The organism is Streptococcus sp. Marseille-Q7156, assembly GCF_965119495.1.
Genome location: NZ_CBCPLU010000001.1, coordinates 432,629 through 457,857 on the forward strand (window position 1 = coordinate 432,629; position 25,229 = coordinate 457,857).

The window sequence follows — 25,229 nt, forward strand, 5'->3', positions numbered from 1 at the left end:
CAAGTTCTTAGCGGTTTTTTATATTATTTAATAGCGCTGATATTTCATCAATGATGTTTGACTTTGTGATTTTGGTAGTGGTTCAACTTGATTCCTACTATTTTTGATGGTGTGAATGTGTTTATAAATAATGTACCTAAGCTAAGTACGAAAGTTTTGGACTCTATAATTTTAACATACATTAAAAAATAAATTAACGCGTGTTAATTTTTCTTGACTTAAAAATTTTTAATTGATATACTATTTTCAGAGAGCTAACAATTATATATAAATGTACTACTCTATTTCCTAGATAATACTTAGTAAAACTTTTTATAACAAAGGCTAGCAAAGTTAAAGTTTACTATCTATTGGAAGTTAAATAAATATGTAAGGAATTAAAATGAAAAAAAGTACAGTATTGTCATTAACCACAGCTGCAGTTATTTTAGCAGCATATGTCCCTAATGAGGTAATCCTAGCAGATACACCTAGTTCTGAAGATTCTTTAAAAATACCTGATAAAGAAACAGTAGTAGTAGGTAAACAAAACGAAAACAAAGAAAAACTTGAAGATATTCATAATGCTATAGAAACTTCAAAGGATACTGAAGAGAAGAAAACAACAATTATTGAGGAAAAAGAAGTTGTTAGTAAAGAATCTGTGATAGATAACAAAACTAGCAATGAAGAAGAAAAAATCAAAGAAGATTCCAATCAATCCCAAGAAGATAAAGCGGACTCGTCTGCAAGTAAAGACCCAGAAAGTCCTAAAAAAGAGGACAAACTTGTCTATATTGCTGAATTTAAAGATAAAGAATCTGGAGAAAAAGCAATCAAGGAATTATCCAATCTTAAGGATACAAAAGTTTTATATACTTATGATACGGTTTTTAATGGTGTTGCAATAGAAACAACTCCAGATAATCTGGACAAAATTAAACTAATAGAAGGTATCTCATCGGTTGAACGATCACAAAAAGTCCAGCCAATGATGAATCATGCTAGAAAGGAAATTGGAGTTGAAGAGGCAATTGATTACCTAAAATCTATCAATGCTCCATTTGGTAAAAATTTTGATGGTAGAGGTATGGTCATTTCAAATATCGATACCGGGACAGATTATAGGCATAAGGCCATGAGGATTGATGATGATGCTAAAGGCTCAATGAGATTCAAAAAAGAAGACTTAAAAGGTACTGATAAAAATTTCTGGTTGAGTGATAAAATTCCTCATGCTTTCAATTATTATAATGGTGGTAAAATTACTGTAGAAAAAGCTGATGATGGGAGCGATTATTTTGATCCACATGGGATGCATATTGCAGGGATTCTTGCGGGAAATGATACTGAAAAAGATATTAAAAACTTTAACGGAATAGATGGAATTGCTCCTAATGCACAGATCTTCTCTTATAAAATGTACTCTGACGCAGGATCTGGCTTCGCAGGAGATGAAACAATGTTTCATGCTATTGAAGATTCGATCAAACACAATGTCGATGTTGTTTCGGTATCATCTGGCTTTACAGGAACAGGTCTTGTAGGTGAGAAATATTGGGAAGCTATTAGAGCGTTAAGAAAAGCAGGCATTCCAATGGTTGTAGCTACGGGTAACTATGCGACTTCTGCTTCAAGTTCTTCATGGGATTTAGTGGCAAATAATAATCTGAAGATGACAGATACTGGAAATGTAACGCGAACTGCAGCACATGAAGATGCGATAGCGGTCGCTTCTGCTAAAAATCAAACAGTTGAGTTTGATAAAGTTAACATAGGTGGAGAAAGTTTTAAATACAGAAATATAGGTGCCTTTTTCGATAAGAATAAAATCACAACAAACGAAGATGGTTCAAAAGCTCCTAGTAAATTGAAATTTGTATATATAGGTAAGGGTCAAGACCAAGATTTGATAGGATTGAATCTTAAGGGCAAAATTGCAGTAATGGATAGAATTTATACAAAGGATTTAAAAAATTCTTTTAAAAGAGCTACGGATAAGGGCGCACGCGCCATTATGGTTGTAAATACTGTAAATTATTACAATAGAGATAATTGGACAGAGCTTCCAGCTATGGGATATGAGGAGGATGAAGGAACTACTAGTCAAGTATTTTCAATTTCAGGAGATGATGGTGTAAAGTTATGGAACATGATTAATCCTGATAAAAAAACTGAGGTTAAAAGAAATAGTAAAGAAGATTTTAAAGATAAATTAGAACAATACTATCCAATTGATATGGCAAGCTATAATTCTAATAAACCGAATGTAGGTGACGAAAAAGAGATTGACTTTAAGTTTGCACCTGACACAGACAAAGAATTGTATAAAGAAGATGTCATAGTTCCAGCAGGATCCACATCTTGGGGACCGAGAACAGATTTACTTTTAAAGCCTGATGTCTCAGCACCAGGTAAAAATATTAAATCCACTCTCAATGTCATTAATGGGAAATCAACTTATGGTTATATGTCAGGGACTAGTATGGCAACTCCAATCGTGGCAGCTTCTACTGTTTTGATTAGGCCAAAGTTAAAGGAAATGCTTGAAAGACCTGTCTTGAAAAATCTTGAGGGAGATGACAAAATAGATCTTACAAGTCTTACAAAAATAGCCCTACAAAATACTGCACGCCCTATGATGGATGCGACTTCTTGGAAAGAAAAAAGTCAATACTTTGCATCACCTAGACAACAGGGAGCAGGGCTAATTAATGTTGCCAATGCTTTGAGAAATGAAGTTGTAGCGACTTTCAAGAACAAGGATTCTAAAGGTTTGGTAAACTCTTATGGTTCTATTTCTCTTAAAGAAATAAAAGGAGATAAAAAATACTTTACAATTAAGCTTCACAATACATCAAACAGGCCTTTAACCTTTAAAGTTTCAGCATCAGCGATAACTACAGATTCTCTAATTGACAGACTAAAACTGGATGAAACATATAAAGATGAAAAATCTCCAGATGGTAAGCAAATTGTTCCAGAAATCCATCCAGAAAAAATCAAAGGAGCAAATATCACATTTGAGCATGACACTTTCACTATAGGCCCAAATTCTAGCTTTGATTTAAATGCGGTTATAAACGTTGGAGATGCTAAAAATAAAAATAAATTTGTAGAATCATTTATTCATTTTGAGTCAGTGGAAGAAATGGAAGCTCTAAACTCTAACGGGAAGAAAACAAACTTCCAACCTTCTTTATCGATGCCTCTAATGGGATTTGCTGGGGATTGGAATAAGGAACCAATCCTTGATAAATGGGCCTGGGAAGAAGGTTCAAAATCAAAAACAATGGAAGGTTATGATGATGATGGTAAACCAAAAATTCCAGGAACCTTAAATAAGGGAATTGGTGGAGAACATGGTATAGATAAATTTAATCCAGCAGGAGTTATACAAAATAGAAAAGATAAAAATACAACATCTCTAGATCAAAATCCAGAATTATTTGCTTTCAATAACGAAGGGATCAACGCACCATCATCAAGTGGTTCTAATATTGCTAAAATTTATCCTTTAGATTCAAATGGAAATCCTCAAGATGCTCAACTTGAGAGAGGATTAACACCTTCTCCACTTGTATTAAGAAGTGCAGAAGAAGGATTGATTTCAATAGTAAATACAAATAAAGAGGGAGAAAATCAAATCGACTTAAAAGTCATTTCGAGAGAACACTTTATTAAAGGAATTTTAAACTCTAAGAGAAATGATGCAAAGGGAATCAAATCTTCTAAGCTAAAAGTTTGGGGTGACTTGAAATGGGATGGACTCATCTATAACCCTAGAGGTAGAGAAGAAAATGCACCAGAAAGTAATGATAACCAAGATCCAGCTACTAAGATAAGAGGTCAATTTGAACCAATTGCAGAAGGTCAATATTTCTATAAATTTAAATATAGATTAACTAAAGATTACCCATGGCAGGTTTCCTATATTCCTGTAAAAATTGATAACACAGCCCCTAAGATTGTTTCGATTGATTTTTCAAATCCTGAAAAAATTAAGTTGATCACAAAGGATACTTATCACAAGGTAAAAGAGCAATACAAGAATGAAACTTTATTTGCGAGAGATCAGAAAGAACATCCTGAAAAATTTGACGAGATTGCCAACGAAGTTTGGTACGCTGGCGCCGCTCTGGTTAATGAAGATGGAGAGGTTGAGAAAAATCTTGAAGTAACTTACGCAGGTGAGGGTCAAGGAAGAAATAGAAAACTTGACAAAGACGGAAATACCATTTATGAAATTAATGGTGCAGGAGATTTAAGAGGAAAAATCATTGAAGTCATTGCATTAGATGGTTCTAGCAATTTCACAAAGATTCATAGAATTAAATTTGCTGATCATGCTGATGAAAAGGGAATGATTTCCTATTATCTAGTAGATCCTGATCAAGATTCATCTAAATACCAAAAACTTGGAGAGATTTCCGAATCTAAATTTAAAAATTTAGAAAATAGAAAAGAGGATAGTCTTAAAAAAGATACAACTGAGGAAGAAAATCATCAAGACAATGAAGAGTCTATTGAAGAAAAATCTAGCTTGACTATTCATAAAACTATTTCAACAATTAGAGAGTTTGAAAGTAAAGACTTGAAGAAACTCATTAAAAAGAAATTTAGAGAAGTTGATGACTTTACAAGTGAAACTGGTAAGAGAACAGAGGAATACGATTATAAATACGATGATAAGGGAAATATCATTGCTTATGACGATGGTAGTGCCTTACAATATGAAACTGAAAAACTTGACGAAATCAAATCAAAAATTTATGGTGTTCTAAGCCCGTCTAAAGATGGACACTTTGAAATTCTTGGAAAGATAAGTAATGTTTCTAAAAATGCCAAGGTATATTATGGAAATAACTATAAATCGATAGAAATCAAAACGACTAAGTATGATTCACATTCAAAAACGATGACATTTGATTTATACGCTAATATTAATGATATTGTGGATGGATTAGCTTTTTCAGGAGATATGAATATCCTTGTAAAAGATAAGGGTGAAACAAAAGCTAAAACTAAAATTAGAATGCCTGAAAAAAATAAGGAAACTAAGACAGAATATCCGTATGCATCAAGTTATGGGAATGTAATAGAATTAGGAGAAGGAGATCTTTCAAAAAACAAACCAAACAATTTAACGGACATGGAATCTGGTAAAATCTATTCTGATTCAGAAAAACAACAATATCTGTTAAAAGACAACATCATTCTAAGAAAAGGCTATGCACTAAAAGTGACTACCTATAATCCTGGAAAAACGGATATGTTAGAAGGAAATGGAGTCTATAGCAAGGAAGATATAGCAAAAATACAAAAGACCAATCCTAATCTAAGAGTCCTTTCAGAAAAAATAATTTATACTGATAGTAGAAATGTTGAAGATGGAAGAAGTACTCAAGCTGTATTAATGTCGGCTTTGGACGGCTTTAACATTGTAAGATATCAAGTGTTTACCTTTAAAATGAACGATAAAGGGGAGGCAATCGATAAAGATGGAAATCTTGTAACAGATCCTTCTAAACTGGTATTATTTGGTAAGGATGGTAAAGAGTACACTGGAGAGGATAAGTCCAATGTAGAGGCTATAAAAGAAGATGGCTCTACGTTATTTATTGATGCAAAACCAGTAAACCTTTCAATGGACAAGAACTACTTTAATCCATCTAAATATAATAAAATTTATGTACGAAATCCAGAATTCTATTTAAGAGGTAAGATTTCTGATAAGGGTGGTTTTAACTGGGAGTTGAGAGTTAATGAATCGGTTGTAGATAATTATTTAATCTACGGAGATTTACATATTGATAACACTAGAGATTTTAACATTAAGCTTAATGTTAAAGACGGTGACATCATGGACTGGGGAATGAAAGACTATAAAGCAAACGGATTCCCAGATAAGGTAACAGATATGGATGGAAATGTTTATCTTAAAACTGGCTATAGCGATTTGAATGCGAAAGCGGTTGGAGTACACTATCAATTTTTATATGATGATGTTAAACCAGAAGTAAACATTGATCCTAAGGGAAATACTAGTATTGAATATGCTGACGGAAAATCTATAGTCTTTAATATCAATGATAAAAGAAATAATGGATTCGATGGTGAGATTCAAGACAAACATATTTATGTAAATGGAAAAGAATACAAATCATTTGATGATATTAAACAACTAACAGATAAGACACTAAACATTAAGATTGTTGTAAAAGATTTTGCAAGAAATACAACCGTAAAAGAATTCATTTTAAACAAAGATACGGGAGAGGTGAGCGAATTAAAACCTCATACGGTGACTGTGACCATTCAAAATGGAAAAGAAATGAGTTCAACGATAGTGTCGGAAGAAGATTTCATTTTACCTGTCTATGAGGGTGAATTAGAAAAAGGATATCAATTTGATGGCTGGGAAATTTCTGGTGTCGAAGGGAAAAAAGATGCTGGTTATGTTATTAATCTATCAAAAGATACCCTTATAAAACCTGTATTCAAGAAAATAGAGGAGAAAAAGGAAGAGGAAAATAAACCTACTTTTGATGTATCCAAAAAGAAAGATAACCCACAGACAAATCCTAGTCAATTAAATCAAAGTAATAGAAAAGAGGATTTACAAAGAGAAAATCATTCACACAAATCTGATTCAACTAAAGATGTTAAAACTACAGTTCCTGTACAAGTAAATTATAGTCAATTAGATGAAAGTCAAAGATCTGATTCAACTAAGGATGTTACAGCTACAGTTCCTGATAAAAATGATAAAAACTTTGAAAATAAGAAGGAAGTTTATCTTAATGAACCAGAGAACATAGATAATAAACATACCAATATTGATAGTAAATCAACTACTAACAATGATAGGTTACCAAAAACCGGAACAGTTAACGAAGGCTTTACGTCATTGGTTGCCGGAATAATGTTTACTGTAGGTGCATTTCTTGGATTGAAGAAAAAAGATTAAGATGAAGACAAAAGCTATAGATGAAAAAATGGTTTATGTACTGAGATAGCATGATGATGAAACCGTTTTGTGAAAATAGCTATTTATAACTCAATTATTTAGTTTACTTTACTATTGATACTCTTTTTGGATTTATTAATGGACTTAGTTTTGACAACTAATGAATTGATTGAAAGGGTTAGTATTGACAATATTGGTCACATTGATTAGAAAATAGAGTCTATCAAAATTTAAAGGCTAATAGAGGTGATGAGACAATTTCAAGGAATTAAGTAGCGTTTGGTTGCTTAATTCCTTTTTATTTGTTTTACCTGATTCCTTATTTTATCGCTATTATTCAACCACTTAGACCGATATAGAGACCAGATAGGCAAAAGAACTTGTTCTTGAAACTGACCTCTGCTATAATGATTTGTATAAAGGACGTGAGGGGGGCAGTATTAGACAACTCAAGTTCCTAAAAACGAAATTGGAGATAAAGAAATGAAAAAATTATTGGGGATTGTATTTTTAGTAGCAGCAGCGACAGTAGTGTATTTTGGTTCTGTTGGCTGGCCAAGTTTGGACATTAACCTTTGGTCATTGATTCCGGTAGGCTTGTTCCTATTTTTCACTCTAGAGAATCTTTTGAAAAAGGATTACAAGGCTAGTCTGATGTGTTTCATTATTGCCTTTATCATCGCAAATGCAATTTTGGACCTGTTGCCAATTTCAAGTGGCTTGGTGATTGGAGCAGGTGTGCTAGCTTGTGTAGGTATTGGTTATCTCTTTCCTGATAAAGAAGGAAAATAAGATTGAAAAAAGATATAAAGAAAAAACACTTCAATCACTGTATTTCAGTTTGATTGAGGTGTTTTCGATTTAGTTTTTTATTTCTGAGCCATCAATTCAACAATCATCTCGATATACATGACAAGGGTTAATAAAAATCCTGCACGCCAGAAGAATTTGATGAATTTAGGATAGTAAAAGCTGCGTTTTTTCAAAAGGAAGAAAAACACGAGAATAATGGCTAGGAGTGAGAGGGCTAGTCCTAGTCTAGGGAGAAAATTATGGGTAAAGGTTTTAGCTGTGATTAGGTAGTACTCAAATACCAAGACTGGAAAAGCCAAATCCGCAAAATTTCGTCCTAGTTTTTTTAATCTAAAAAGTTTGGTTATGATGATGCAGACGACTAAGGTCAGTATCAATAATAAAATAGATGCTAATTTCATTAAAATCATACCCATATTGTATCATAAAAAAAGGCTAATGGAAACGAGAAACAGAGGAATTTATAGGAAAGTCAGGCTTTTGAGATTGTGGATGTTTTTTGTTATAATGAAAGTTATGAAATCTTATAATACCTTGAATGATTATTATCGAAAACTCTTTGGAGAAAAGACTTTTAAAGTCCCTATTGATGCGGGATTTGACTGTCCCAATCGCGATGGAACTGTGGCTCATGGGGGCTGTACTTTTTGTACGGTTTCAGGTTCTGGAGATGCTATTGTAGCACCAGATGCGCCTATCCGAGAGCAATTTTATAAGGAAATTGACTTTATGCACCGCAAGTGGCCAGATGTTCAGAAGTATCTGGTTTATTTTCAAAATTTTACCAACACCCATGAAAAGGTGGAAGTCATCCGAGAGCGCTATGAGCAGGCTATCAATGAGCCAGGTGTAGTAGGAATCAATATCGGAACGCGGCCAGACTGTTTACCAGACGAAACTATCGAGTATTTGGCCGAGTTGTCGGAGCGCATGCATGTGACGGTTGAATTGGGCTTGCAGACCACTTATGAAACAACCTCTGACCTGATTAACCGTGCCCACTCCTATGAATTGTACGTGGAAACGGTCAAGCGTTTGAGAAAGTATCCCAAGATTGAGATTGTTTCTCATTTGATCAATGGCTTGCCTGGTGAAACCCATGAGATGATGGTTGAAAATGTTCGCCGCTGTGTCACGGATAACGATATTCAAGGAATTAAACTGCACTTGCTTCACCTGATGACCAATACGCGTATGCAACGAGATTACCACGAGGGACGTTTGCAGTTGATGAGTCAGGACGAGTATGTCAAGGTCATCTGTGACCAACTGGAAATCATTCCCAAACATATCGTCATCCATCGAATTACGGGAGATGCACCTAGAGATATGCTGATTGGGCCTATGTGGAGCCTCAATAAATGGGAAGTCCTCAACAGCATTGAGATGGAGATGCGACGTCGTGGAAGTGTTCAAGGATGCAAGGCTGTAAAACAGGAGTTTGAAAATGAAAAGACCACTTGAAATGGCACATGATTTTTTGGCTGAGGTTGTAACTCAGGACGATATCGTAGTGGATGCGACTATGGGAAATGGCCATGACACCCTTTTTCTAGCCAAATTAGCCAGGAAAGTCTATGCCTTTGATATTCAGGAACAAGCTTTGGAAAAGACGCAAGAGCGTTTGGACCAGGCTAGCCTGACAAATGCCCAGTTAATCTTGCAAGGTCATGAGACACTGGACCAGTTTGTGACAGAAGCCAAGGCAGGAATTTTTAATCTGGGCTATTTGCCGTCTGCTGATAAGTCTGTCATCACTCGACCTCAGACAACGATTGAAGCATTAGAAAAGCTGTGTCATTTGCTTGTCAAAGGGGGACGGATTGCTATCATGATCTACTACGGTCATAATGGAGGAGATCTCGAGAGGGATGCTGTCTTGGATTTTGTTAGCCAGTTGAACCAACAAGAGTACACAGCTGCCATTTACCGAACTTTAAACCAAGTCAACAACCCACCATTTTTAGTAATGATTGAAAAATTAGAGAGATATAGACATGGATAAACAATACCTACGTGAAAAGCTGGATGCCATGCGCCAGAATTTTGTTGAATCAACCCACCACGAACGAGCAGTGGGTGTGCTTGACCAAGCGCATATGAGCAAAAAAATGCTTAAAATCAAGAAAAAATTAGTTGCTCTTGAAATGGAACGGTGTCAGAGAAAAATTGAGCATAAAGATTGTTCCAAGATTGACCAAAAAATCAAAGAGCAGAAGGAGATATTTGAATCCTGTTGTAAAAAAGATTAAGGAGGACGTGCGTGGAATTACTGATTTACCTCATCCTATTTTTACTAGTCTTGATTGTCTCGAGTACAACCAATAAGCTCCTGCCCTTTTTACCTCTCCCTTTGGTGCAAATTCTTTTGGGAATTGTGATTGGTCTCTTTTTACCCAATACCGACTTTCACCTCAATACAGAGTTGTTTTTGGCACTGGTTATTGGGCCCTTGCTTTTTCGAGAGTCGGAAGAAGCGGATATTACGGCTATTTTAAAACACTGGCGAATCATTGTTTATCTCATATTTCCAGTGATCTTTATCTCAACCCTGAGTTTGGGTGGCTTGGCCCATCTTCTTTGGCTGGGTCTTCCCTTGGCAGCTTGCTTGGCTGTTGGGGCAGCTCTTGGGCCTACGGATTTGGTGGCCTTTGCCTCTCTTTCGGAGCGGTTTAGCTTTCCTAAGCGCGTGTCTAATATCCTTAAGGGTGAAGGACTCTTGAATGATGCTTCTGGCTTGGTTGCCTTTCAGGTAGCTTTGACAGCTTGGACAACTGGAGCCTTTTCCCTTGGGCAAGCGAGTAGTTCGCTCATCTTTTCAATCCTAGGCGGTTTTCTAATTGGATTTTTAACAGCCATGACCAACCGGTTCCTCCATAGCTTCTTGCTAAGTGTGAGAGCAACGGATATTGCTAGTGAGCTTTTATTAGAATTGAGTTTGCCTCTGGTGACCTTCTTTCTAGCAGAAGAAGTACACGTTTCAGGGATTATTGCTGTTGTAGTTGCTGGGATTTTAAAGGCAAGCCGTTTTAAGAAAATTACGCTCCTCGAAGCCCAAGTGGATACGGTGACCGAGACGGTCTGGCATACAGTGAACTTTATGCTGAACGGTTCTGTCTTTGTGATTTTAGGGATGGAGTTGGAAATGATAGCAGAGCCTATCTTGACCAATCCAATCTATAATCCCTTACTTTTATTGGGATCTCTTATAGCCCTTACCTTTGTCCTCTTTGCTATTCGTTTTGTCATGATCTATGGCTACTATGCCTATAGAACCAGACGTCTCAAGAAAAAGCTAAATAAGTATATGAAGGACATGCTTCTTTTGACCTTCTCAGGTGTCAAGGGAACGGTGTCGATTGCTACGATCCTTCTGATACCAAGTAATCTAGAACAGGAGTATCCTCTCTTACTTTTCCTTGTCGCAGGTGTGACGCTTGTAAGCTTTTTAACAGGCCTCGTGGTCTTGCCTCATCTTTCTGATGAAGAGGAAGAAAGCAAGGATTATCTCATGCATATCGGCATTTTGAATGAAGTAACGCTAGAGTTGGAAAAAGAGTTGGAAGGCACCAGAAATAAGCTCCCTCTCTATGCAGCCATTGACAATTACCATGGACGAATAGAGAATCTTATCTTGAGTCAAGAAAATAAGGGGGCTCAAGAAGACTGGGAGGCCTTAAAACTTCTCATCCTCAGTATTGAAAGTGATGGTTTAGAACAGGCTTACGAAGAGGACAAGATGAGTGAGCGTGCCTATCGAGTTTACCAACGTTATTTGAAAAACATGGAACAAAGTATCAATCGCAAGTTTGCTTCACGATTGACCTATTACTTCCTTGTTTCCTTGCGGATTCTACGTTTTCTCCTTCACGAAGTCTTTACCTTTGGCAAGACCTTCCGCAGTTGGAAAAATGAAGAATCACAGAAACTCAGAGCCCTTGACTATGATCAAATTGCAGAGCTCTATCTAGAAAATACAGAGATGATTATCGAAAGTTTGGAGAACCTAAAAGGGGTTTATAAGAGTTCTTTGATCAGCTTCATGCAGGATTCTCGTCTCCGAGAAACAGCTATCATCACTAGTGGTGCCTTTGTCGAACGGGTTATCAATCGTGTCAAACCCAACAATATTGATGAAATGCTGAGAGGCTATTATCTGGAGCGCAAGTTGATATTCGAATATGAAGAAAAACGATTGATTACGACCAAGTATGCCAAGAAGTTACGACAAAATGTCAATAACTTAGAGAACTATTCCTTGAAGGAAGCTGCCAATACCTTACCTTATGATATGATGGAATTGGTAAGAAGAAATTAATCAAGATTATAAGTGAAGGAGTGTGACATGAAGAAGTGGTGGAATGAGCTGACAGACAAGCCTTTATTAAAAGCTTTTTTACATTATTATCAAGCATCAGATAGTGAGTTGACCAGTGTCGCAGTAGCCTACTATTGGTTGATTTCGATTTTTCCCCTGCTTTTGGTGGTGGTCAATATCCTCCCTTATTTCCAAATTCCAGTTTCTAATTTTTTGAAGGTTGTCAATGAATTCTTGCCCGATACCATGTATGATGTGGTTGCAAAGATTATTACAGAAGTACTGACCCAACCGTCAACGGGTTTATTGAGTTTTGCGGTTTTATCAGCCCTTTGGACCTTTTCAAAATCTATGAATTTTCTACAGAAAGCTTTTAATAAAGCTTACGGAGTAGCAAAAAATCGTGGGATGATTTCTCATCAACTCATGAGTTTGTTTGTCAGTTTTGGTCTGCAGATTCTCTTTGCCTTAGCTCTTTTTCTCAGTGTCTTTGGGCGAATGCTTCTCAACCTTATCAAGAGCTACTGGAAATCGGATAGTCCTCTCTTTGATTATCTGCAAGACCTGACAGGCCCCTTGGTCTATGCTTTGATTTTTGCAATCTTGGTCATGCTTTATTATTTCCTGCCTAATGTTAAGGAACGACGAATTCGACATGTATTGCCAGGTAGTGCCTTTGTCTTATTGACTCTGGCCTTACTGCTCAATATCTTTTCAGTCTATATTAACAATTATGTCAATCACCTAGTGGACGTGCGTTTTTTCAGTTCCGTCGTCGTGGTGGTCATGATGTTCTGGTTTATTCTCATCGCTAAGATTTTAATTGTCGGTGCGGTTATCAATGCCAGTGTTCAGAGTTTGAAAGATAAGAGCTTGAAAATAAATTAACTCATTTTTTATCCATTACAAAACGCATACTATCAGGCTTTATAAAACCTTGATAATATGCGCTTTTTGATTGTGAAAATTAGTAGATAAACATGGCATCGCCAAAACTAAAGAAGCGGTAGTGTTCTTGGATGGCATGGTGGTAAGCGTCTAAGACTAATTCACGGCCTGCAAAGGCAGAAACCAACATGACCAGAGTTGATTTTGGCAGGTGGAAGTTGGTTGAAAAGGCATCTACAACCTTCCATTCATAGCCGGGTTTGATAAAGATATTGGTCCAGCCAGAATCTGCTTGGATTTGCCCATCAAACTTGGAACCAATAGTCTCCAAGGTGCGGATAGAAGTGGTTCCGACAGCGATGACACGGCCTCCATTTTCCTTGACAGAGCGAAGGGTGGCAGCAGCTTCCTCAGAAAGCTGGTAGAATTCTGAGTGCATTTCATGTTCGTCCAGATTGTCAACTGAAACGGGTCTAAAGGTACCGAGTCCGACATGGAGAGTCAGATAGACTAGATGAACACCCTTAGCTTGGATTTCTGCCAGCAGTTCTTTGGTGAAGTGCAGTCCAGCAGTCGGTGCTGCAGCAGAGCCACTTTCCTTGGCGTAGACGGTTTGATAACGTTCACGGTCATCCAGTTTTTCGTGGATATAAGGTGGCAGAGGCATTTCACCCAGGCTTTCCAAGACTTCTAGGAAAATTCCTTGGTATTCAAAGCGAACAATACGGCCCCCGTGGGTCAATTCTTCCGTCACGACAGCGCTGAGACGACCATCACCAAAGTTAACACGAGTGCCAACCTTGAGGCGTTTAGCAGGTTTAGCCAGAACTTCCCACTCATCTCCAGCAGTATTTTTTAGCAGGAGAAGTTCCACATGGCCTCCTGTCTCCTCTTTTTGACCATAGAGGCGAGCAGGGAGAACGCGGGTGTCGTTCATGACAAGGGCATCACCAGGTTCCAGCATGTCAATAATAGAGTGGAAGTGTTTATCCTGCATTTCTCCCGTCTCACGGTTGACGATGAGGAGTTTAGAGGCATCTCGTTTTTCAAGGGGTGTTTGGGCAATCAATTCCTCAGGTAAGTGGAAATCAAAATCAGCTGTATTCATATATCTGTTCATTCTTTCTAAGTTCTAATCTTATCCATTATAACATGTTTCAAGTGTGGACGCTCTTTTTTTAGAAATTAAATCGTTTTCACTTGACAAAAATTGGTCTATACCATATAATAAATATAGATAGAAATGGAGGATGAAAAGATGAAAGTTATTAAAGTTGAAAACCAAGTTGAAGGTGGAAAAGTTGCTTTTGAGATTTTGAAGGAAAAATTGGCTAATGGTGCTCAAACATTGGGACTTGCGACAGGAAGCAGCCCGCTTGAATTTTACAAAGAAATCGTTGAAAGTGACCTTGATTTTTCAAATCTAACTAGTGTCAACCTTGATGAGTATGTAGGCCTTAATGGCGACAATCCTCAGTCTTATCGTCACTTCATGCAAGAAAACTTGTTCAACCAAAAACCATTTAAAGAAAGTTTCTTGCCTCGTGGGGTTAAGGATCATGCTGAAGCTGAAGTTGAACGCTACAACCAAATTTTGGCTGATCATCCAGTTGACCTCCAAATCTTGGGAATCGGTCGCAATGGACATATCGGATTTAATGAACCTGGTACTCCATTTGACAGTCAAACTCACCTTGTAGAACTTGACAAGTCTACTATCGAAGCAAACGCACGTTTCTTTGACAAGATTGAAGACGTTCCAACCCAAGCCATTTCAATGGGGATTAAAAACATCTTGGATGCCAAGTCAATTATTCTCTTTGCTTACGGTGAGTCGAAAGCAGAAGCCATTGCCGGAACCGTGTCTGGTCCAGTGACTGAGAACTTACCAGCAAGTAGCCTGCAAAATCACCCTGATGTGACTATTATTGCAGATGCTGAAGCGCTTAGCTTACTTGAAAAATAAAAAACGAAACCCTGCAGTTTCTTCTACCTGAGTGCTTTAAACTCTTGTATAAATGGCAGAAAAAATCAAAATTAAACCGCATTTTTTCTTGACAATTATTCCTTTTACGTGTAAAATAGAATAGATCTTGAACTTGAAGGGAGTGAAAAAAATGTCTAAAACAGTAGTACGTAAGAATGAATCTCTTGACGACGCACTTCGTCGTTTCAAACGTGCGGTTACTAAAGCTGGTACTCTTCAAGAAACACGCAAACGTGAATTCTATGAAAAACCTTCTGTAAAACGTAAACGTAAATCAGAAGCAGCTCGTAAACGTAAAAAATTCTAATTAGAAATGAAAGGCTGGAGAAATCTAGTCTTTTTTCTTTTAATACTCTTCGAAAATCTCTTCAAACCACGTCAACGTCGCCTTGGATTATATATGTGACTGACTTCGTCAGTCTTATCTACAACCTCAAAGCAGTGCTTCGAGCTGACTTCGTCAGTCTTATCTACAACCTCAAAGCAGTGCTTTGAGCAGCTTGCGGCTAGTTTCCTAGTTTGCTCTTTGATTTTCATTGAGTATAAATAAATACTCCAAAGCCTGCAAAAATCTGAAATATCCTCCTACAATTTGATATAATAGAGAGAAGAACTCATTTGAAGGAGGAAATGATGTCGGTTTTAGTAAAAGAAGTGATTGAAAAGCTTAGACTAGACATTGTCTATGGCGAACCAGAATTGCTTGAAAAGGAAATCAATACAGCGGACATTACGCGACCTGGTCTTGAAATGACAGGCTACTTTGACTACTATACGCCAGAGCGGATCCAGCTCTTGGGGATGAAGGAGTGGTCTTATCTGATCAGCATGCCTTCCAACAGCCGTTATGAAGTTTTGAAAAAAATGTTTCTACCTGAGACACCTGCGGTCATTGTTGCCCGTGGTTTGGTGGTTCCAGAGGAGATGTTAAAGGCAGCCAGAGAATGTAAGATTGCCATTTTAACCAGCCGTACGGCTACTAGTCGTTTGTCTGGAGAGTTATCTAGCTATCTGGATTCTCGTTTGGCAGAACGGACCAGTGTGCATGGAGTCTTGATGGATATCTATGGAATGGGCGTCTTGATTCAGGGAGATAGTGGAATTGGTAAGAGTGAGACAGGTCTGGAACTTGTCAAACGTGGTCACCGTTTGGTAGCCGATGACCGTGTTGATATCTTTGCCAAGGATGAGATTACTCTCTGGGGTGAACCAGCTGAAATTTTGAAACACTTGATTGAAATTCGTGGGGTTGGGATTATCGATGTTATGAGTCTCTACGGTGCGAGTGCGGTCAAGGATTCTTCACAGGTTCAGCTTGCTGTCTATTTGGAAAATTACGATACGCATAAAACTTTTGATCGTCTTGGCAACAATCCAGAGGAACTTGAAATTTCTGGTGTAGCCATTCCTCGTATCCGCATTCCAGTTAAAACAGGTCGTAATATTTCTGTCGTGATTGAGGCAGCTGCCATGAATTATCGTGCCAAGGAAATGGGCTTTGATGCGACCCGTTTGTTCGAAGAACGGCTGACAAGTCTCATCGCTCGAAATGAGGTGCCAAATGCTTGATCCAATTGCTATTCAACTAGGCCCCCTAGCCATTCGTTGGTATGCCTTGTGTATTGTGACAGGCTTGATCCTTGCGGTTTATTTGACCATGAAAGAAGCGCCTAGAAAGAAGATCATACCAGATGATATTTTAGATTTTATCTTGGTAGCCTTTCCTCTGGCTATTTTAGGGGCCCGTCTCTACTATGTCATTTTCCGTTTGGATTACTATAGTCAGAATGTAGGAGAGATTTTTGCCATTTGGAATGGTGGTTTGGCCATCTACGGTGGTTTGATAACTGGTGCCCTTGTACTCTATATCTTTGCTGATCGCAAACTTATCAACACTTGGGATTTCCTAGATATCGCGGCACCTAGCGTCATGATTGCCCAAAGTTTGGGGCGTTGGGGTAATTTCTTTAACCAAGAAGCCTATGGTGCAGCAGTGGATAATCTGGATTATCTACCTGGCTTTATTCGTGACCAGATGTATATTGATGGGAGCTACCGTCAACCGACCTTTCTTTATGAGTCCCTATGGAATCTACTTGGATTTGCCTTGATTCTGATATTCAGACGAAAATGTAAGAGTCTCAGACGAGGTCATATCACTGCTTTCTACTTGATTTGGTATGGTTTCGGTCGTATGGTCATCGAAGGTATGCGGACAGATAGCCTCATGTTCTTTGGACTTCGAGTGTCTCAATGGCTATCAGTTGTCCTTATTGGTCTCGGTATTTTTATCATTCTATATCAAAATCGAAAGAAGGCCCCTTACTATATTACAGAGGAGGAAAACTAAATGTTAGAAGTTGCATATATTCTTGTCGCCCTAGCTTTGATTGTATTTTTAGTGTATCTAATCATTACTGTACAAAAGCTTGGACGTGTTATCGATGAAACAGAGAAGACGATTAAAACCTTGACCTCAGATGTGGATGTGACCTTGCATCATACCAATGAATTGCTGGCTAAGGTCAATGTCTTGGCAGATGATATCAATGTCAAGGTAGCAACGATTGATCCACTCTTTAGTGCTGTTGCAGATTTATCTCTATCTGTTTCAGACCTCAATGATCATGCGCGTGTCTTGAGCAAGAAAGCTTCCTCAGCTGGTTCAAAAACACTCAAGACTGGTGCAAGTTTGTCAGCTCTTCGTCTTGCAAGTAAATTTTTCAAAAAATAAAAAAGGAGAATCCTTATGGGTAAACTATCCTCAATCCTTTTAGGAACCGTTTCAGGTGCAGCTCTTGCCTTGTTTTTAACAAGCGACAAGGGCAAACAGGTTTGCAGTCAGGCTCAAGATTTTCTGGATGATTTGAGAGAAGATCCAGAGTATGCCAAGGAGCAGGTCTGTGAAAAACTGACAGAAGTTAAGGAGCAGGCTACAGATTTTGTTCTTAAAACAAAAGAGCAGATTGAATCTGGGGAAATTACTGTGGACAGTGTACTTGCTCAAGCCAAATCATGTGCCCGTCAAGCGACAGAAGCATCAAAAGATCGATTCAATAATCTAAAAGAACAATGGCAAGAAAAGGCCGAAACTTTTGATGAATCAGAAGAGATTGTGATTGATATCAAAGAAGAAAAAATCTAGATTTGACGAGACTGGGTAAAAACTCAATTCTAGGAAAAAATGAAGTAAATCTTCTCACAATAAAACACATAGTATCAAGTTTTTTCAATACTTGATACTATGTGCTTTTTGATTTTAAAGGCTTTTTAATAAACTTTTTTTTAATACATGAGTGTTATGAATTTTTATGGTATAATGGCAGTGTTGGAAGTGAAATATTTATACTCTTCGAAAATCTCTTCAAACCGCGTCAACGTCGCCTTGCCGTACTCAAGTACAGCCTGCGGCTAGTTTCCTAGTTTGCTCTTTGATTTTCATTGAGTATTACATTTTTTTATATTTTACTGATATTTTAGTAATATTAAGCAATCCATTTTCTATGATTAGAAATCAATGCGATAGTTTAGGACAAAGTAGAGGAAAAGCTCTAAAATTTTAGTCAAGAAACGATCTAGTATTCTGTCAAGGGAAAATATTAGAACCCTCTATTTTGTAAAAAATAGTTAGAAAGAAAGTTAGTAAAATGAAAGACATTTTTAATAAACGTCAACGTTTTTCGATTAGAAAGTTTTCTGTTGGAGTGGCTTCTGTATTAATAGGAATTGCCTTGTTTACACCAGCCCAGGGAGTACTTGCTTCTACGGAAAATAATTTGGCAACAGAGATAGGGGCTAATTCTGAAAAGGAGAATGCGACTTCTACTGTGGAGAAAAAAGAAGAGAATCAAAATTCACCAGAGAATCAAGGTGCTATCTCCAGTCCAGCTCCAAAAGATACTCCAATAGGATCTACAAGGACTACAGAACCCGGCACATCTGGGGATAAGGGAAATAATAGCTTGACCACAAGGGATTTCGTGGCGGGTGAAGACAGATCAAGCACTACTCCAGCGGTGAGAGCAGCATCAAATCCTTCCGAGGTTAAAAAGTATGAATTAACTGATGAGTATGCTAAGCAAATAAAAGCAGGAGTAATCGGTTCAGAAGGTAATAAGCTTGATAGTTTATTGTTAAACGGCCCTCAATTAAGTCCAGAATCTTATACAGATAATGACTACTTGAAGGATAAAGAAGAACTTTATATTTATGAAAAAGACGGGAAAAAGTATGTAGGCTATAATAGTCATCCCTTATTAGAAGATACTGATGGTGATGGTATTATTGACAGTAAAGAAAAGCCAGATGAAAAATTAAAATGGAATGTAAGTGAACGCGATATGATTATGTTCATGGAATTGTCCTACCGTGATGATAATTATATCGATAGAGTGTTGGATCATAAGAAGCCTTTAACAGAATCAGAGTTATATAAAAAGAATGGTGACAGTAAGCCACGTTATGAATATATGATGATGAATAAGGAGTTGGGACCTTATTGGGAAAGGAAGAAAAGTTATCATACATCCAGTGGACTAGATGCTGTCTTGTATGAAACTAAGAGTGATTTCTTATATTTACCAAATGGAACTGCACAAGTATTAGCCTTTCGTGGAACAAGTGATGCGAAAGATATAGGAGCTGATATAAGACTTGGATTAGGAAGCAATCCTCAACAAGGGATCGATGCAGAAAATATCATGCGTGAACTGGCCAAAGATAAGAGTATTACCAATCTTTATTTGACAGGCCATTCTTTAGGAGGATATTTAGTACAACGGGCAATGGTTGAAGCCTATCAGTTGGCATATTCTGACAGTAGAGTCATGTCTCCTAAAGAACAGCGGGCTTATAGAAACTTTTATAATAATGTATTAAAAAAAGGAACAACATTTAATGCCCCAAAAGTAGTGACAAGTTTGGTTTCTGGTCGTGACTTTTGGCAGAAAGGTTTAGATAGCAAAAAAATAGCTAAGTCGGGGAAATTGACTCATTATATTGTTGATAATGATTCGACGATAAGAAAAGGCGTCAGTAATGATAGTGATGTTGTTATAAATGTTGGACGAACCAGTGGAGGTCATAGTTCACGTTCTTATTTTGAAGCCGATCTGATTAATAGACGATCAGAGTTTATATCTGGGAAACGAATTTCCTTAGATGGGACAGGTTATCAAGATAAAAAAATTACAACAGTTAAATCTGTAGAAAAAGTTGGAGAAACTGCTGTATACAGTAAACGCGGAGACGACATCATTAAGTCAACAACTGTTAGTATGAAAAATCCTGATACAGGACAGATTACTAAAAATACACTTGATGAAGTGTTCAAGAAAAATGGAGCTAAATCTAAGGTTGTGGTTACGCCAATACAGCCAAGTGTTCGTTATGAAAAAGACGCGACAAAAGCTAAAGGTGAAGCAAAAATAACAATAGCTGGTACTCCGGGCACTAGAACAGTGACTACCACTTATACTGTGAATCCGACAGATGGTAACCTCATTCCACATGAAGGAAAACCAGTTATCAAACCTTCAATTCCTACAGTGGTTAAAGTGCCAGCTAAAGATGAGGTTGAATACCTCAAAGAAGGCGATGATGTTGTTAAGAAGACTACAACTTACGCGGTCAATGCAAGTACCGGTGCCCTTACTCCAACAGAGAAAAAGGAAATCTTCAAACAAAATGGAGCTAAATCTAAGGTTGTGGTTACGTCAATAGAGCCAAGTGTTCGTTATGAAAAAGACGCGACAAAAGCTAAAGGTGAAGCAAAAATCACAGTAGCTGGTACTCCAGGAACTAGAACAGTAACCACAACCTATACAGTTAAACCTACAGATGGCAGCCTCATTCCACATGAAGGAAAACCATTTATCAAACCTTCAACTCCTACAGTGGTTAAAGTGCCAGCTAAAGATGAGGTTGAATACCTCAAAGAAGGCGATGATGTTGTTAAGAAGACTACAACTTACGCGGTCAATGCAAGTACCGGTGCCTTAACTCCAACAGAGACAACAGAAATCTTCAATAGAAATGGAGCCAAGGCTAAGGTTGTGGTTACGCCAATACATCCAAGTGTTCGTTATGAAAAAGACGCGACAAAAGCTAAAGGTGAAGCAAAAATCACAGTAGCTGGTACTCCAGGTACCAGAACAGTAACCACAACCTACACAGTTAATTCGACAGATGGTAACCTCATTCCACATGAAGAAAAGCCAGTTATCAAACCTTCAACTCCTACAGTGGTTAAAGTGCCAGCTAAAGATGAGGTTGAATACCTCAAAGAAGGCGATGATGTTGTTAAGAAGACAACAACTTACGCGGTCAATGTAAGTACCGGTGCCTTAACTCCAACAGAAAAAAATGAAGTGTTCAAGAAAGATGGTGCTAAATCTAAGGTTGTTGTTACGCCAATAGAGCCAAGTATTCGTTATGAAAAAGACGCGACAAAAGCTAAAGGTGAAGCAAAAATAACAGTAGCTGGTACTCCAGGTACTAGAACAGTAACTACCACTTATACTGTGAATTCGACAGATGGTAACCTCATTCCACATGAAGAACCGGCAGTAGTAGTCCCATCAAAACCGACAGTGGTCAAAGTCCCAGCTAAAGATGAGGTTGAATACCTTAAAGAAGGCGATGATGTTGTTAAGAAGACTACCAGCTACGAGGTCAATGCAAGTACCGGTGCCCTTACTCCAACAGTAAGGAGAGACATTGCCAGTCCAAATGGCGTCAAATCCAAAGTCGTAACCAAAATAATTCCGGTAACAACACGGTATGAAGCAGATAAAACCAAAGATGTAGGAACTAATACGGTTACTAATAATGGATCTGAAGGTAAGGTAGTAACAACAACATCAACACTTGTTAATGAAAATAATGGTACGGTAACGGATGGAACACCGATCGTTAGTAGAACAGAAATGGTACCAAAAGTCGTTAAAGTTGGTGCCAAAGACAAAGTAGTAGAAACCCCGATTGAACCAGAAGTTGAGTATGTTAAAGATGTTGAAAAAGACTTCGGTACACCAGCTCAGCATACTGAGGGTGAAAAAGGTAAAACAGTTACTACAACCACTTACGATGTAGATCCAAACGACGGTCATATCACAGAACACGTTGGTAATCCAGTCGTCACCCCAGCAGGCAAAACAATTGTTAAAGTTGGTGCGAAAACTAAGGTTGAACAATCTAAAGATTCTGAAGGTCGTGATGTGATTGATACCACTACCTATGAAGTTGATCCAAAAACAGGTAAGGTAACTCCAACAACTGTTCGAACTTATGGGAAAACGAAAGAACCAACAGTTGAGAAGAGAGTAGTACCATCACCTGTTGTCTATGAAAAAGATGATAGTCGTGACAAAGATTCAGAACCAGTTCGAAAAGAAGGAACTCCTGGAGAAGAAACGATCACCACAACGTACACAGTAGATCCTAATACAGGAGCTATTACTCCAACAGTAGGTAAGCCAGTTCGTACGAAAGAACCAACCGAAACAGTTGTCAAAGTCGCAGCGAAGGATAAAGTAGAAACAACCGAAATTCCATCACCTAAGAAGTATGTGAAAGATGATACACGCGACAAAGATCAACCGAATGTGGAAGAAGCAGGACAAGCAGGTTCAAGCACTACCACAACAACATATAGTGTTGATTCTACTACAGGCGCTATTACAGAAAGAGTAGGAAAACCAGTAGTAGTAAATCCAACAGCAACTATTGTCAAAGTTGCAGCGAAGGACAAAGTAGTAGAAATCCCGATTGAACCAGAAGTTGAGTACGTCAGAGATGGTGAACGAGAAGTTGACACACCTAATGAACGCGTTGAAGGAGCTAAAGGTAAAACAGTTACTACAACCACTTACGATGTAGATCCAAAGGACGGTCATATCACAGAACACGTTGGCAACCCAGTAGTCAGCCCAGCAGGTAAGACAATCGTTAAAGTTGGTGCGAAAACTAAGGTTGAACAATCTAAAGATTCTGAAGGTCTCGATGTAATTGATACCACTACCTATGAAGTTGATCCAAAAACAGGTAAGGTAACTCCAACAACTGTTCGAACTTATGGGAAAACGAAAGAACCAACAGTTGAGAAGAGAGTAGTACCATCCCCTGTTGTCTATGAAAAAGATGATACGAAAGAAAAAGGTACAGCCCCAACTACTGTTAAAGGTGAAGATGGTGAAGACACTATCACAACAACTTACACTGTGGATCCTAATACTGGAAAGATTACAGCAAGTGAAGGTCAACCAGTTCGTACGAAAGAACCAACGAATACTATTGTTAAAGTTGCAGCGAAGGATAAAGTAGAAACAACAGCAATCCCATCACCTAAGAAATATGTGAAAGATGATACACGCGACAAAGACCAACCGAATGTGGAAGAAGCAGGACAAGCAGGTTCAAGCACTACCACAACAACATATAGTGTTGATTCTACTACAGGTGCTATTACAGAAAGAGTAGGAGAACCAGTAGTAGTAAATCCAACAGAAACTATTGTCAAAGTCGCAGCGAAGGATAAAGTAGTAGAAACCCCGATTGAACCAGAAGTGGAATACGTTAAAGATGTTGAAAAAGACTTCGGTACACCAGTTCAGCGTACTGAGGGTGAAAAAGGTAAAACAGTTACTACAACCACTTACGATGTAGATCCAAAGGACGGTCATATCACAGAACACGTTGGCAATCCAGTAGTTACCCCGGCTGGTAAGACAATCGTTAAAGTTGGTGCGAAAACTAAGGTTGAACAATCTAAAGATTCTGAAGGTCTCGATGTAATTGATACCACTACCTATGAAGTTGATCCAAAAACAGGTAAGGTAACTCCAACAACAGTTCGAACTTATGGAACAAGGAAAGAACCAAAAGTAGAGTTAGAACAAGATCCTAAGATAGGTGACGTTACAGTAACACCGAAGAAACCAGATGGCTCAACATACCCACCAGGAACTACGGTAGAAATCCCAGGTAAAGGTGACAAGCCAATCAAAGTCACAATCGGTGAAGACGGTAAAGGTAAAGTACCAAACAGTGAATTACCAGAAGGTAAAGTTCCAGGTACAGGTAAGATTACTGAACCAGGTAAACCAGCTGTGGAAGTTCCAGTAGAAAATCCAGCTAAGGTAACAATTTTTGAAAATGGTGTATTACCGGCTTCAATTGAATTGCCAGAGCTAATGATTGAGGTTCGCTGGATTGATGAAGATGGAAATGTATTAAAATCATCCGTTAAGACAGGCAAGGAAAAGGATGCTGAATATAGATCAATTCCAGGATATGAATTTGTACGAACTGTGATAGCTGAAAATGAACCAGTTATTACCCACATTTTCAGAAAAGTAAGTGGAAGGACAAATTCAAATCCAGCAACTCCACCTAAGGTAACAATTTTTGAAAACGGTGTATTACCGGATTCAATTGAATTGCCAGAGCTAATGATTGAGGTTAGATGGATTGATGAAGATGGAAATGTATTGAAACCATCCGTTAAGACAGGCAATGAAAAGGATGCTGAACATGGGTCAATTCCCGGATATGAATTTGTACGAACTGTGATAGCTGAAACTGAACCAGTAATTATCCATATTTTCAGAAAAGTAAGTGGAACTACAAATACAATTCCAGTAACACCTGATACTAATGGAAATTCTGGTCACGATACACCTGAGCTAACAACTCCAACTCCAATTCCAGTTGTGCCAGTAATGCCTGATGCTAATGGAAATTCTGGTCAAGATACAGCTGCACTAACAACTTCAATTCCAGATTCAGTTACTCCGAATTCAAATCATGAAGATACTACAGATACTATTGATAATGGAGTTAAATTAAAAGATTCTCAAAATGTATTACCAAATACAGGAACTGAATCAAATGAGACTCTTGCATCTCTAGGACTTCTTGGCATGTTAAGTGGTATAGGGTTTGTATTTGGAAAGAAAAAAGAAGACTAGAGTAAAAATGTAGTCAAAATATGAACTGTTCATTGTTAAGTGGACAATGAATGGCAAAAGATTAAAAAACGGCCTTGTTCCTCATTTCAAGAGGTGCAAGGCTGTTCTTGTATTCTCGAAAAAGTAGGTATCAATAATCGTACTAAGAGATAGTGGATTGAAATAAAATGTACGCAAATCGATTGGTCAATTTCTAAAAATGAATTAGGAGTCGTGTTGGATTATTCCAACTTCAATCCGCTATACTCATTTGAAATCAAAGTCCCCTATTTGGTGATAGTCTATTCAAGAAATATCGTTGTATAA

Annotated in this window: 16 protein-coding genes; 14 read left to right on the forward strand and 2 right to left on the reverse strand. The window is 37.9% G+C overall.

Features of this window, described 5'->3' with window-relative positions; translation table 11 throughout:
• The first annotated feature begins 382 nt into the window (after positions 1-382).
• Both ACWPV5_RS02220 and ACWPV5_RS02225 read left to right on the forward strand, forming a co-directional pair.
• Positions 383-6,949, forward strand: a complete 6,567-nt coding sequence (locus ACWPV5_RS02220; protein WP_454382095.1) for a S8 family peptidase — start codon at positions 383-385, stop codon at positions 6,947-6,949.
• A gap of 483 nt (positions 6,950-7,432) precedes the next feature.
• A complete protein-coding gene (locus ACWPV5_RS02225) occupies positions 7,433-7,741 on the forward strand; it encodes a hypothetical protein (protein ID WP_084928671.1) in 309 nt (102 codons plus the stop codon).
• A 77-nt stretch (positions 7,742-7,818) separates the two neighbouring features.
• Here the strand turns inward: ACWPV5_RS02225 and ACWPV5_RS02230 are convergent, their stop codons facing one another.
• On the reverse strand, positions 7,819-8,178 hold the full coding sequence (locus tag ACWPV5_RS02230) for a DUF3397 family protein (RefSeq protein ID WP_004242853.1): 360 nt from the start codon (positions 8,176-8,178) through the stop codon (positions 7,819-7,821).
• 91 nt (positions 8,179-8,269) lie between these two features.
• On the opposite strand from ACWPV5_RS02230, the gene ACWPV5_RS02235 reads away from it, so the two are divergent.
• From ACWPV5_RS02235 to ACWPV5_RS02255, 5 genes are read left to right on the forward strand one after another with little or no spacing between them, the layout of a single operon-like run.
• Positions 8,270-9,226 carry a TIGR01212 family radical SAM protein gene (locus tag ACWPV5_RS02235; protein WP_173229545.1) on the forward strand — a complete coding sequence of 319 codons (957 nt, stop codon included), beginning with the start codon at positions 8,270-8,272 and terminating at the stop codon, positions 9,224-9,226.
• Entirely contained in the window at positions 9,210-9,767 is a 558-nt protein-coding gene (locus ACWPV5_RS02240; RefSeq protein ID WP_454382096.1) for a class I SAM-dependent methyltransferase, read from the forward strand. The genes ACWPV5_RS02235 and ACWPV5_RS02240 overlap by 17 nt, the downstream gene beginning before the upstream one ends.
• Positions 9,760-10,014, forward strand: a complete 255-nt coding sequence (locus ACWPV5_RS02245; RefSeq protein ID WP_000361085.1) for a hypothetical protein — start codon at positions 9,760-9,762, stop codon at positions 10,012-10,014. The genes ACWPV5_RS02240 and ACWPV5_RS02245 overlap by 8 nt, the downstream gene beginning before the upstream one ends.
• Positions 10,015-10,025: 11 nt before the next feature.
• A complete protein-coding gene (locus ACWPV5_RS02250; RefSeq protein ID WP_454382097.1) occupies positions 10,026-12,080 on the forward strand; it encodes a cation:proton antiporter in 2,055 nt (684 codons plus the stop codon).
• A gap of 27 nt (positions 12,081-12,107) precedes the next feature.
• Positions 12,108-12,968 (forward strand): YihY/virulence factor BrkB family protein, encoded by an 861-nt coding sequence (locus tag ACWPV5_RS02255; protein WP_454382098.1) that lies wholly within the window; start codon positions 12,108-12,110, stop codon positions 12,966-12,968.
• A 79-nt stretch (positions 12,969-13,047) separates the two neighbouring features.
• Here ACWPV5_RS02255 and queA read toward each other — a convergent pair whose 3' ends face one another.
• Entirely contained in the window at positions 13,048-14,076 is a 1,029-nt protein-coding gene (queA, locus tag ACWPV5_RS02260; RefSeq protein ID WP_261014042.1) for a tRNA preQ1(34) S-adenosylmethionine ribosyltransferase-isomerase QueA, read from the reverse strand.
• Positions 14,077-14,226: 150 nt separating this feature from the next.
• Here queA and ACWPV5_RS02265 point away from each other — a divergent pair, with 150 nt between their 5' ends.
• The 7 genes from ACWPV5_RS02265 to ACWPV5_RS02295 all read left to right on the forward strand — a co-directional run bounded on the left by ACWPV5_RS02265 (position 14,227) and on the right by ACWPV5_RS02295 (position 24,923).
• Entirely contained in the window at positions 14,227-14,934 is a 708-nt protein-coding gene (locus tag ACWPV5_RS02265; protein WP_454382099.1) for a glucosamine-6-phosphate deaminase, read from the forward strand.
• A gap of 151 nt (positions 14,935-15,085) precedes the next feature.
• Positions 15,086-15,262, forward strand: a complete 177-nt coding sequence (gene rpsU, locus ACWPV5_RS02270) for a 30S ribosomal protein S21 (protein ID WP_000048054.1) — start codon at positions 15,086-15,088, stop codon at positions 15,260-15,262.
• A 326-nt stretch (positions 15,263-15,588) separates the two neighbouring features.
• Entirely contained in the window at positions 15,589-16,524 is a 936-nt protein-coding gene (gene hprK, locus ACWPV5_RS02275; RefSeq protein WP_057487632.1) for an HPr(Ser) kinase/phosphatase, read from the forward strand.
• Positions 16,517-17,305, forward strand: coding sequence for a prolipoprotein diacylglyceryl transferase (gene lgt, locus ACWPV5_RS02280; protein WP_454382100.1), 789 nt, complete (start codon positions 16,517-16,519; stop codon positions 17,303-17,305). The genes hprK and lgt overlap by 8 nt, the downstream gene beginning before the upstream one ends.
• Positions 17,306-17,689 (forward strand): DUF948 domain-containing protein, encoded by a 384-nt coding sequence (locus tag ACWPV5_RS02285; protein ID WP_000895040.1) that lies wholly within the window; start codon positions 17,306-17,308, stop codon positions 17,687-17,689.
• A 15-nt stretch (positions 17,690-17,704) separates the two neighbouring features.
• Positions 17,705-18,100, forward strand: a complete 396-nt coding sequence (locus ACWPV5_RS02290; protein WP_454382101.1) for a YtxH domain-containing protein — start codon at positions 17,705-17,707, stop codon at positions 18,098-18,100.
• Positions 18,101-18,602: 502 nt separating this feature from the next.
• Positions 18,603-24,923: a G5 domain-containing protein gene (locus ACWPV5_RS02295; RefSeq protein WP_454382102.1), complete on the forward strand. Its 6,321-nt coding sequence runs from the start codon at positions 18,603-18,605 to the stop codon at positions 24,921-24,923.
• Positions 24,924-25,229 lie beyond the last annotated feature (306 nt).